This is a genomic window from uncultured Allofournierella sp. (genome assembly GCA_944382705.1).
Classification (GTDB): Bacteria; Bacillota; Clostridia; order Oscillospirales; family Ruminococcaceae; genus Allofournierella.
Window position 1 is genome coordinate 1 of record CALWNE010000002.1, and the last position, 11514, is coordinate 11514.

The 11514-nt window shown below is 55.4% G+C and carries 11 protein-coding genes; 3 read left to right on the forward strand and 8 right to left on the reverse strand.

The genetic code is table 11. From position 1 onward, the window contains the following. On the forward strand, positions 1–235 hold a 235-nt coding region (locus ACH2EM_RS00105; RefSeq protein ID WP_395149986.1), incomplete at its 5' end, for a DUF4422 domain-containing protein. A 73-nt stretch (positions 236–308) separates the two neighbouring features. Here ACH2EM_RS00105 and ACH2EM_RS00110 read toward each other — a convergent pair. The 3 genes from ACH2EM_RS00110 to coaBC form a co-directional block, all read right to left on the reverse strand. Further along, positions 309–1253 carry a glycosyltransferase family 2 protein gene (locus ACH2EM_RS00110; RefSeq protein WP_395149987.1) on the reverse strand — a complete coding sequence of 315 codons (945 nt, stop codon included), beginning with the start codon at positions 1251–1253 and terminating at the stop codon, positions 309–311. A gap of 195 nt (positions 1254–1448) precedes the next feature. After that, positions 1449–1751 carry a rhodanese-like domain-containing protein gene (locus ACH2EM_RS00115; protein WP_395149988.1) on the reverse strand — a complete coding sequence of 101 codons (303 nt, stop codon included), beginning with the start codon at positions 1749–1751 and terminating at the stop codon, positions 1449–1451. Between the two features lie 101 nt (positions 1752–1852). Beyond that, complete coding sequence (gene coaBC / locus ACH2EM_RS00120) at positions 1853–3046, reverse strand: bifunctional phosphopantothenoylcysteine decarboxylase/phosphopantothenate--cysteine ligase CoaBC (protein ID WP_395149989.1); 1194 nt, start codon at positions 3044–3046, stop codon at positions 1853–1855. A gap of 191 nt (positions 3047–3237) precedes the next feature. Between coaBC and ACH2EM_RS00125 the strand changes: the two genes are divergently transcribed. Continuing rightward, positions 3238–3882 carry an ECF transporter S component gene (locus tag ACH2EM_RS00125; RefSeq protein WP_395149990.1) on the forward strand — a complete coding sequence of 215 codons (645 nt, stop codon included), beginning with the start codon at positions 3238–3240 and terminating at the stop codon, positions 3880–3882. Between the two features lie 24 nt (positions 3883–3906). Further along, positions 3907–4677: a type III pantothenate kinase gene (locus ACH2EM_RS00130; RefSeq protein WP_395149991.1), complete on the forward strand. Its 771-nt coding sequence runs from the start codon at positions 3907–3909 to the stop codon at positions 4675–4677. A gap of 89 nt (positions 4678–4766) precedes the next feature. On the opposite strand, the gene purF is transcribed toward ACH2EM_RS00130, so the two are convergent. The 5 genes from purF to ACH2EM_RS00155 all read right to left on the reverse strand — a co-directional run. Continuing rightward, positions 4767–6155: an amidophosphoribosyltransferase gene (gene purF, locus ACH2EM_RS00135; protein ID WP_395149992.1), complete on the reverse strand. Its 1389-nt coding sequence runs from the start codon at positions 6153–6155 to the stop codon at positions 4767–4769. Between the two features lie 91 nt (positions 6156–6246). Further along, a complete protein-coding gene (locus tag ACH2EM_RS00140) occupies positions 6247–7536 on the reverse strand; it encodes an adenylosuccinate synthase (RefSeq protein WP_395149993.1) in 1290 nt (429 codons plus the stop codon). 269 nt (positions 7537–7805) lie between these two features. After that, entirely contained in the window at positions 7806–8309 is a 504-nt protein-coding gene (locus ACH2EM_RS00145) for a hypothetical protein (RefSeq protein WP_395149994.1), read from the reverse strand. 51 nt (positions 8310–8360) lie between these two features. Next, a complete protein-coding gene (locus tag ACH2EM_RS00150; protein ID WP_395149995.1) occupies positions 8361–10763 on the reverse strand; it encodes a beta-glucosidase family protein in 2403 nt (800 codons plus the stop codon). A gap of 222 nt (positions 10764–10985) precedes the next feature. Continuing rightward, on the reverse strand, positions 10986–11514 hold a 529-nt coding region (locus ACH2EM_RS00155), incomplete at its 5' end, for a glycoside hydrolase family 3 N-terminal domain-containing protein (protein ID WP_395149996.1).

An 11514-nucleotide genomic window follows, 5' to 3' on the forward strand; every position in this document is an offset into this window, starting at 1 on the left:
TTGCAGCTGGCTGTTTGATCTCCTGTTCACCCTGGAGCAGGAGCTGGATATTAGCCAGTACAGCCCCAACGATGCCCGTGTATTTGGCTTTGTGAGCGAGCGGCTGCTGGATGTTTGGCTGGAAACCAACCAAATTGACTACCGGGAAATGCCGGTTATCTTTACCGAGCCGCAAAACTGGCTTAAAAAGGGCGGTACTTTTTTGCGGCGCAAATTCTTTGGCAAAAAAGCCTGAGCAATTTTGCCCAGGTTCTATGCTGAATATTCAAATAAAAAGCTGGAGCAAACCGTTTGCTCCAGCTTTTTGTTTATCCAATTGGGTTTGCCTGGTCCAGGTTTGTTTCCCCCACAATATAATGGGGCCGCTGCTTGGTTTCCAGGTAAATTTTTGCAATGTACTGGCCCATCAGCCCCAGGCAAAACAGCTGCAAACCGCCAATAAACAAAATCACGCTCATGGTGGAGGCCCAGCCGGCCACCGGGTCGCCAAACAACAGCCTGCGCACCACAATGAACAAAAGGCTGAAAAAGGCACAGGCGGTCATGCCAAAGCCCAGCCAGGAGGCAAGGCTTAAAGGCAGCTGAGAAAAGTTTACAATGCCATCCACTGCATAGCCAAACAGGCTCCAGAAATTCCATTTGGTTTCCCCTGCGGCACGCTCCACATTCTCATAAGGCAGCCAATAGGTGCGAAATCCAATCCAGCCAAAAATGCCTTTGGAAAATCGGTTGCGCTCCCCCATTGCCACCACTGCATCCACCATTTCCCGCCGCATGAGCCTAAAATCCCTTGCGCCGTCCACCACATCCGCATCAGAAATGGCGTTAATCAGCCTGTAAAACTGCCGGGCAAACCAACTGCGAATGGGCGGTTCCCCCGCACGGCTCACCCGCCGGGTAGCCACACTGTCGTACTGGCCGCTTTCCAGCAGCTCCATCATTTGAGGAAGAAGGCTGGGCGGGTCCTGCAAATCCGCATCCATTACCGCAACATACTGGCCTTTGGCATTGCAAAACCCTGCATACATGGCGGCTTCCTTGCCAAAATTACGGGAGAAAGAAAGATATTTTACCCTTGCATCCTGCTGTGCCAGCTGGCGCAGCAGCGGCAGGGTTTTGTCCCTGGAACCATCGTTCACAAACAGCAGTTCATAGTCCCATTGCTGCGCAGCCAGAACCTCTGTGACCTGCTGATAAAACACAGGCAGTACCTCCTGCTCGTTGTAACAGGGAATGATAAGCGATAACTTCATGATTCACCTCTCGGCTTGCGCCCCAAAGGGATGCTTATGGCCGTACTGGGGGCAAGCGAATGCCCTACTGTATCTAGCATACCTGATTTCAGGGCCGGTTGCAAGCGGTGGCGAGCTGGGCAGCACCGCAAAGGCACCCCTGCCGGGCTTGCGATGCCGCAAACCCAACCAGGGGTGCCTTTTGCAATGGTTTATTTATTCTAGCGTGCCGTCATACTCAATGATGCCGCCCACATTGGTGGCCTTGTAGCCATTGGCGGTTAGCCAATCTGCTGCCTCTTGGCTGCGGCGGCCGCTGCGGCAGTACACAAACAGCGGCACATTCTTGCTGATTTGAATGGTGTGCAGCTGCTCCAGGGGCAGGTTGATGCTGCCCGGAACATGGCCAGACAGATATTCGGCACGGGTGCGCACATCCAGCAGCACGCCGCCGTGGGACTGCCGCCACAGCTCCACCCCAGCATTTAAATCCGGAACACTGTTAAAAAACTGAATCATGGTAATTCCCTCCTTTCCTTACTGCCTGCACTGCACCAGTCAGCTGGCAAGGCAGGCTACCCATCCTATGCTGTTTTTTGCGCAATGGCACAACCTGTATCTCAGCTGCGCAGCTCCATAATCTGATCCAGAATAGCTACGGCAACCTGCTGCTTTTCCATCCGCTCCAGCTGTTTTTTGCCATCCTTCCACAGCAAAGTCACCACATTGGTGCCGGTACCAAACCCGGCGCCCTCCACCTTCAGGTTGTTGGCTACCACCAAATCCAGCTGTTTGGTTTCCAGTTTACGCAGGGCGTTCTGCTCCAAATCCTGGGTTTCCATGGCAAACCCGCACAAAAACTGGCCGGGCTTTTTCTGGCTGCCCAGCTGGCGCAGAATATCCTGGGTGGACTCCAGCTGGATGGAAAGGCCCGCTTTGTCCTTTTTGATTTTGTGTTCTGCCGTTTGGGCAGGCCGGAAATCCGCCACAGCCGCCGCCTTGATGACAATGTCCTGCACCTGACTGCGGGCAGTAACCTCCTGGTACATCTGCTGGGCACTTACCACCGGTACCACCTCCACAAAGGGGGGCGGTGTAAGGGAGGTTGGCCCGGTTACCAGCGTAACCTGTGCGCCCCGCAGCATACAGATGCGAGCCAGGGCATAGCCCATGGTTCCGGTGGAGTGATTGGTGATAAAGCGCACCGGGTCGATGGCTTCCTGAGTAGGCCCTGCGGTGACCAGTACCCGCAGCCCCTCCATGGTGTGGGGCATGGCCAGATGCCGCAGAATATGCTCCAGCATGACCTCCGGCTCCACCATCTTGCCCATACCTGTATCACCGCAGGCCAGATGTCCGCTCACCGGCTCAATCAGCTCCATACCGTAACGAACCAGCGTGGCCAGATTTTCCTGCACGGCAGGGTTTTCGTACATATTGGTATTCATGGCGGGGGCCACCAGCTTTTTGCATTTGCAAGCCAGCAGGGTGGTGGTGAGCATATCGTCCGCCAGGCCATGGGCCAGCTTGGCGATGACATTGGCACTTGCCGGCGCCACCAGCACCAAATCCGCCCATTTGGCCACCGAGATATGCTCCACCTCAAACTGGAAATTCCGGTCGAAGGTATCAATCAAACATTTGCGCCCTGTAAGCGTTTCAAATGTAATGGGATTAATAAAATTGGTTGCATTTTGCGTCATAAGCACCTGTACCTGTGCCCCCTGCTTGACCAGCATACTGGCCATGGATGCCATTTTATACGCAGCAATGCCGCCGGTAACGGCCAGCACAATGTGTTTTCCTCGAAGCATTCTGTTTTTGCCTCCTGCCTTTTTGTTGTTGCCGGTTTGGCAATGCCAACGGGCCATTGATTATTGTAGCACAACCGGTGTTTTTTTGCATCCGCTTTGAATTTTTTCTTGTGCCGCCGGGGGATTCGGTGTTATACTGATAGGCGTATTGTATCCCGCTTGATTGGGAATAATAACAGGAGGAATTGAATATGAAACGCTACGGTACCGGCAGAAATGCCACGGGCATGGTTCAGCTTGCCCTTTTTACGGCCCTCATTCTAGTAATGGCCAGTGTGCCCTTTTTGGGTTATATCCCCCTGGGATTTACAAGGGCCACCATCATCCACATTCCGGTCATTTTGGGTTCGGTGCTTTTAGGACCCAAGAAAGGGGCTTTTCTGGGGGGTGTGTTCGGCTTTACCAGCCTGCTTTCCAACACCTTTACCCCGGTAGCCACCTCCTTTGTATTTTCGCCCTTTTATACCCTGGGTGATACCAAAGGCAACCTGGCCAGCCTTGTGATCTGCTTTGTGCCCCGCATTCTGGTGGGCGTGGTGCCGTATTATGTTTTTCGTCTGCTGCAAAAGCTGCCCGGCGCAAAGGGGCAAACCCTGGCACTGGGGGCCGCAGGCTTTGCAGGTGCTCTCACCAACACCCTGCTGGTAATGCACCTGATTCTTTTGTTTTTTGGCAAAAGCTACGGTGCCGCAAAGGGCGTTGCTGCCGATGCTGTTTACCCCCTCATTCTTTCGGTCATCGGCATCAATGGCGTACCGGAAGCCCTGGTAGCCACCCTGCTTACCATCCTGATTGGCCGGCCCCTGCTGGGTATTTTGAGCCGCCGTTCCCACTAATGCCTTTTTAAAGGAGTAATTACCATGATTCTTGCACTGGATATTGGCAACACCAACATTGTTATCGGCTATCTGGAGTCTGAGGATAACATTGTGTTTGTGGAACGCCTTTCCACCGATTTGACCAAAACCTCCCTGGAATATGCCATCAGCTTTAAAAATGTTTTGGAGATGTACCATGTGGATATTTCCAAGATGGAGGGCGTGATTCTTTCCTCGGTGGTGCCGCCCATCACCCAGCGCATCTGTCAGGCGGTTAAAACCGCAACCGGCCACGAAGCCATGGTGGTGGGGCCCGGCGTAAAAAACGGCCTTCACATCAAGATGGACAACCCTGCCCAGCTGGGCAGCGACCGGGTGGTTTGCGCTGTGGCCGGCATTCGGGACTATCCCGCTCCCCTGATTATCATCGACCTGGGCACCGCCACCACCGTGGAAGTGGTAGACGCCGAAAAAAGCTACATTGGCGGCATGATTCTGCCCGGCATTAACGCCTCGCTGGAGGCACTGGTCAGCCATACCTCCCAGCTTTCCAAAATTGGGCTGGACAGCCCCCGCCGCTTGATTGGCAAAAACACCACCGAATGTATGAAAAGCGGCATTATTTACGGCAATGCTTCCTGCCTGGACGGCTTGATTGACCGCATTCAGGAGGAACTGGGCCAACCGGCCACCGTAGTTGCCACCGGCGGCCTTGCCAGCGTTATTGTTCCCCACTGCCGTCACTCCATCATCATTGACGATGCCCTTTTGTTAAAGGGGCTTTTGCTGATTTACCGCCGCAACCGGGAATAATTGCACCACAAAAAAGTTCAAACCACAAAAACACCCCGGCACAAGGATTGCTCCTTTGTGCCGGGGTGGCTTTTTGTTGCATTAAGCTGTTACAGGGTGTGGCTGTACAGCGGGGTGCTGTACTCGCCACTGAAACAGGCAGTACACAATCCCTCGGTGCCGCAGGCCTGCTTCAAATTCTCCAAAGAGATAAAGCGCAGAGAATCCGCCCCCAGCACCCTGGCCAGAATATCCGGCTCCAGGGATGCGCTGGCCAGCTCGGCCCGGGTAGACATATCCACACCATAGAAGCAAGGGAACTTAATGGCCGGTGCTGCAATGCGCAGATGCACTTCGGTGGCACCTGCCTGGCGCAGCAGAGCCACAATGCGCTTGGAGGTGGTGCCCCGCACAATGGAATCATCCACCAGAACCACCCGTTTGCCCCGTACCACCGGCACATTGGCCGAAAGCTTGAGCTTTACGCCCAAATCACGCTGGGCCTGGGTGGGCTGAATGAAGGTACGGCCCACATAGCGGTTTTTAATCAGGCCCATCTCGTTGGGCAGGCCCATGGCCTCGCTGTATCCTGCGGCGGCAGAGAGAGAGGAATCCGGAACGCCCACCACGATATCTGCCTGTAAAAAATTGCTCAAATCCTCCTGAGCCAGCAGACGGCCGCAGGCACGGCGCACGCCATGCACATTCTGCCCTTCCAGCACCGAGTCCGGCCGGGAGAAATAAATGTACTCCATGGCGCAAAGGTTCTGGCTGGTTTCCTCGGTGTAGCTAAAGCTTTCGATTCCGTCGGAAGACAGTTTGACAATTTCGCCGGGCTTTACATCCCGCACCAGCTGAGCCCCCACAATGTCGAAGGCGCAGCTCTCGCTGGATACACACCAGCCGTCCCCCTGTTTTGCCAAAGAGAGGGGGCGCAGTCCGTTTTTATCCCGAATTGCGTAAAGATTTTTTTCGGTAAGAATCAAAAAAGCAAAGGCGCCATCCAGGCGGCGGCAGGCTTTTTTGATTTTTTCCAGCAGGGAGCCCTGCTCGCCCTGGAGCAGGTGGAGAATAATTTCGCTGTCGGAGGTACCCCAAAAGATGCTGCCCTTATCTTCCAGTTCCTGGCGCAGCTCGGCTGCGTTTACAATCTGGCCATTGTGGGCAACCGCCAGAGCGCTTTCGTTGGCCTTGCGGGCCACCAAAGGCTGCACATTGGCCAGTTCGCCGCCGCCGGCGGTGCCGTACCGCACATGGCCGATGGCGTTTTTGCCCTTAAGGCCCTCCAGGTCGGCAGGGCCGAACACCTCGGTCAACAGGCCTTTGCCCTTGTGGCAGTGGATGCTTTTTCCATCTGCTGTGGCAATGCCTGCGCCCTCCTGCCCCCGATGCTGCAAGGCATGGAGGCCAAAGTATGTCAGATGTGCGGCGTCGGTTTGGCGGTACACGCCAAATACACCGCATTCCTCATGCAAACCGCGATCCAAATATTCTCCCATGCTGGTCTATCCTCCGTTTGGTCCCGTCCGGCCTGTGTGTATCCCCGGCCAGACTGTTTGTGTACTGGTCTTATAAAAAATGGGATACAGCTTACTCACGCACCAGGTATGCATCCCGGGCGGCACCCACGGATACATACTTGATTTTGCAGCCAACTGCCTGTTCCAGATATTCCACATAGTCCTTTGCCTGCTGGGGCAGACTTTCCCAGGTGCGGCAGCCGGTAATGTCACAGTGCCAGCCGGGCAGATATTTCACCACAGGCTGTGCGCAGTCCAGGGCCTCGCCCATGGGGAAGCGATCCACCTCCTGGCCATTCACCAGGTACTTTTCCACTACAGGAATCTGCTCCATGTAGTCCAGCACATCCAGCAGAGTCAAAGCCAGCTCGTCGGCACCCTGACAGAACACGCCGTAGCGGCTTGCCACCACATCAAAGGGGCCAACCCGGCGAGGACGGCCGGTAGCTGCACCAAACTCGTGGCCAGCCTGGCGCAGCTCGTTCTTCTGCTCCTCGGTCATGGCCAGCTCGGCGGTGAAGGGGCCTTCGCCCACACAGCTGGAGTAAGCCTTCATAATGCCAATGCTCTTATCCAGCTTGTGGCCAGGGATGCCTGCGCCAATGGGAGCATAGCTGCCAATCACATTGGAGGAGCTGGTAAAGGGATAGATGCCAAAGTCAATATCCCGCAGGGCACCCAGCTGGGCTTCAAACAAAATCTTCTGGCCTTCCCGGTCGGCCTTGTCCAGGAATGCGCCGGTATCGCAGATGTAGGGAGCAAACAACTGGGCATACTTCTGGCACCATGCCCACATCTCCTCCAGGTCGATGGGTTTTGCACCATACACCCCTTCCATGGTGAGGTTTTTCCACTCCACAATGGTGGCCAGCCGCTTTTTAACGCTTTCGTCCAGGTTCAGCAGGTCACCCATACGCAGGGTCTTTTTCATGAATTTATCGCCGTAGGAGTAGGCAATGCCCCGGCGGGTGGAGCCAAACTGGCTGCCGCTCTTGGCCAAGCGGTCCTCCTCCAGACCATCTTCCTGCACATGGTAGGGCATACAGATGGTGGCCCGATCGCTGATTTTCAGGTGAGAGGGGTCGATAACAATGCCCTGCTGACGCAGGGTTGCAATCTCTTTTTCCAGGTGAGCAGGGTCAATGACCATGCCATTGCCCATAACACATACCACATCCGGGCGCAGAATGCCGCTGGGCAGCAGATTGAGCACGAACTTACCCTCCGGGGTCACGACGGTGTGGCCAGCGTTGTTGCCGCCCTGGTAGCGCACCACGATGTTGTACTCCTGGCTGAGCAGGTCCACCATACGGCCCTTGCCTTCGTCACCCCAGTTGATTCCAGTGATTGCAGTTAACATATTCCCATTGCTCCTTTTGTCTTTTGCGTTGGTTGCAAGGCTCGGTTATCTCTCCCTTTGCAGGGGTGTAGATAACGAAAGAAAGACGCTCACATCTGGCTCTGAGCCTGGTTGTGAACGCCTCGTTTCACTTTAAAAGTGTACCATCCCACCTGGGAGGTGTCAACCGTTTTACCACTGTTTCGGGATATTTTTAACCCAAAAAAGGCAGCTGCCCAGCCCTGTTGCATGGGCGGAGCAGCTGCCTTTTAAAAACAAAACAAACGAGCTTATGCTTCCTTGGGCATGATGACAAACTTCATGGCAGGATAGCTGATTACCACCTGTACCACAATATTAACAAGGTTTGCCAGGGTGGGTGCCAGGCCGTGGGGCACGCCCACATTCAGGAAGAACGCCTGGCTGTAAGCCGGCAATGCCGCCGAGATGATAACCAGCACCACAGCCAGCACCACATACTTGGGCGCCGCCTTATGGAAGGCTGCGTTGGACTTGAACACCCAGTTTTTTTGCACAAAGAAGTTAACCGTCTGGGCAGCGGCAGTGGCCACCAAAAAGCTCAAAAAGCCGCACAGGCCCAAATCCCGCTGCACATCGGTGTAATTAAAGATGAAGAACTGGAAGGGCTGGCTTGCAAAGGACGCAAACACAAAGCCGGTGCACAGCCACATCACCACAAAGTTGGTAACGGTGGCGCAGTTGGACAGAATATTAAACAGGATAAACTCCCACAAATCAGGATGTTCATCCACCCATTTTTTAAAACCGGTCATACGCAAAACTGCTCCTTTCTGGATGTTATATTTTGGGGGGTATGGGGCGGTTTATCTGCCTGCTTTTTTGCCGCCAAACAGGCAGCCCAGCAGTTGGCCCATCCCCTTAAAGAAATGGCCGTTTACCATGGTAACCACTGCCTGTGCCATATCCATGGTTACAGCGCCGCCGGTCATCTTTGCAATGCCACGGAAGGGCATATTGTAAATGAACAAGATGTTCAAATCCGGTTTGCCTTTGGCAATGCTCTTATCCTTCAGATGGGTCAAAATCTTATACACCAGCCGGGCCAGAGGGCTCTTGGCATAGTACATCTGGCAGATGGCATCGTTCAGGCCCAGCTGGCCGCTGGCATCCCAGTTGGGGTTGGGAATCTCGTGACCCAGCAATGCCCGGAACTGGTCGTCCGGCACCTGCTGAATCTGGCCGGTGTAATAGCACTCCATCTGATTTTTCTGGTAGGGGCAGGGTGCCTGGTCCCCTTCCAGCTTCAGCTGGCCTGTGAGCTGAATCTGTGCCACACTGGAGCCAACCATCAGCTGGTACTCGCCCGGCTCTACCTGCCAGGCGTTGGTGCCTACATTAAAGTAGCGGAAGGTTTTGTCATCGAATGCAATGGATACCCGCTTGCTCTCCCCTGCTTTCAGCCACACCTTGGCAAAGCCTTTCAGCTCCTTAGCCGGGCGGAACACCTTGCCGCCGGGCAGCGCCACATACAGCTGGGCAATCTCTGCGCCATCACGGCTGCCGGTGTTGGCAAGGGTAAACTCTACCCCCTGCTCGCTTACTGTCAGGTCGCTGTATGCAAAGGTTGTGTAGGAAAGGCCGAACCCAAAGGGGAACTGTACCGGCACACCGGCGGTTTCGTAGTAACGGTAGCCCACATACAGGCCCTCCCGGTACTCACTGGTGCGCTGTTCGCCGGGGTAGTAACGGCTGGTGGGGTTTTGCTCCAATGCCATGGGGTAGCTTTCTGCCAGCTTGCCGCTGGGGTTCACCTTGCCGGTAATCACCCGCAGCACGGCACCTGCTCCGGCCTGGCCTCCCAGATACCCGTGCACCAATGCCTTGCAGTGGCTTACCCAGGGCATTTCCACCGGGCTGCCGCCTGCCAGAACCACCACCACATTGGGGTTCACCTCTGCCACTGCATGGAGCAGCTCAATCTGATTGTCCGGAATGCGCATATGGGTGCGGTCCATACCCTCGGTTTCGCTGATTTCGGGCAGGCCCATGTAAACCAGAACCACCTGAGCCTGCTGGGCCAGCTGCACAGCTTCCATCTGCATGGGCTCATTCTTTTCGCCGGAACGCTGGTAGCCCTGGGCATAGCCCACCGAGCGAAGCCCGCTTTGAGCCAGCTGCTCCAGGCCGGTGTCCAGCTGGGTGGGGTTTACCATGCTGGAGCCCGCCCCCTGATAGCGGGGCGTTTTGGCAAAGTCGCCAATGACAGCCACCTGGGTACCCTCTGCCAGAGGCAGCAGATTGTCCTGGTTTTTCAGCAGCACCACCGTTTCCTCGGCTGCCTGGGCCGCAATGGCGTGGTGTGCCGCTGCATCAAATTCGCTGTGGCCCTTCTGGGTTGCCTGGCAGGTGCCAAAAACCAGCCGAAGAAATTCATCCACACGCTGGTTGAGCAAATCTTCCGAAAGGCGGCCTTCCTTTACGGCTGCAATCAGTTCCCGGTCGCTGTCGCCGCCTGTGCCGGGCATTTCCAGGTGGCTTCCCACTCGAACACCTTCCACATGGTCGTTGGAGCCGCCCCAGTCGGTGACCACTGCACCCTGGTAGCCCCAGTCCTGCACCAAAATTTCTTCCAGCAGGTGCTCATTTTCATTTGCATAAGTACCATTTACCAGGTTATAGCTGGTCATAATGGTTTTGGGCTGGCCTTCCTTCACAGCAATTTCAAAGCCGGTCAGGTAGATTTCCCGCAGTGTGCGCTCGTCCAGCACGCTGTCGTTGGCCATACGCCGCAATTCCTGGCTGTTTACTGCAAAATGCTTGGGACAGGCAGAAATCCCGTTTGCCTGCACACCCTGCACAAAGGCCGCTGCCATCTTGCCGGAAAGATAGGGGTCCTCAGAAAAATACTCAAAGTTGCGACCGCACAGGGGGCTGCGTTTGATGTTCAAGCCGGGGCCCAGCAGCACATTCACCTGCTGGCACACTGCTTCCTGGCCCACCAGCTGGCCCACCTTCCGGCTGAGCTCCGGGTTCCAACTGTTGGCCATGGTGGCTGCCGTAGGCAGACAGGTGGCCGGCACACTTGCATTCAGACCCAGGTGATCGCCTGCGCCCATCTGCTTGCGCACACCGGTGGGGCCATCCGACAAAAAGATGCTGGGAATCCCCAGCCGTTCAATGGGACGAGTAGTCCATACATCCCGGCCAGAAAGCAGGCTGCACTTTTCTTCCAAGGTCATCTGCTGGATTAAATCTTTGTACTGCATAAACACAGCTCCTTTTCTGCTTACTTGGGATAACGCCCTGCAAGGGCACTTGAATTAAGGCTTCGGGCCACTCCCCACAAAACAGGCGAACCTTGCACCGGCTGCTTTCTGGGGAGTAGCCAAAGAAGTCCGGGGCTTTGTGAAATTTCCTGCACAAAGCCCCGGAACAATCATTTGATGGTCAGCATTCGCTGGGGCTTGCGGCTGCGCTTGCCTGCACTCTTACTGAACGCTGTCCGCTGTATCGGCATCGGCAGCAGCCTGCTGAATTTCAGCTTCCTTTTTGCGCTTGTAAGCCTTCAGCACGCTTACTTCCAGCGCAATCAGCACAGCAGCCAGGGCAACATCAATTACAATGCCCACAATCTGCCAGCCGGGCATACCGGGATTGAGGTTTTCGGATGCATAAGCACGGCTGTTTACCACAGTGTACAGGATGTTCTTGGCAGCCTGACGCATGGCCAGCACGCTGGTGGCGCTGGTGGTATCGCTTACATGGTTGGTGGCGGTATCGTAGTTTACCAGGCAGAAGTCGTTGCCGTTACGGATGGCCTGGTCGGCATCCATGTAGCCGTATACGCCAAAGTAGTCGGTCAGTACCATGCCCACAAAGCCCCATTCCTCACGCAGGACGGTGTTGCACAGAGCATTGGAGCCACCGGCCCACTGGGTGCCAATGTAGTTGAAAGCAGACATCACAGCATCGGCGCCGCCTTCTTTTACGCTGATTTCAAAGGGCTTGAGGTAGATT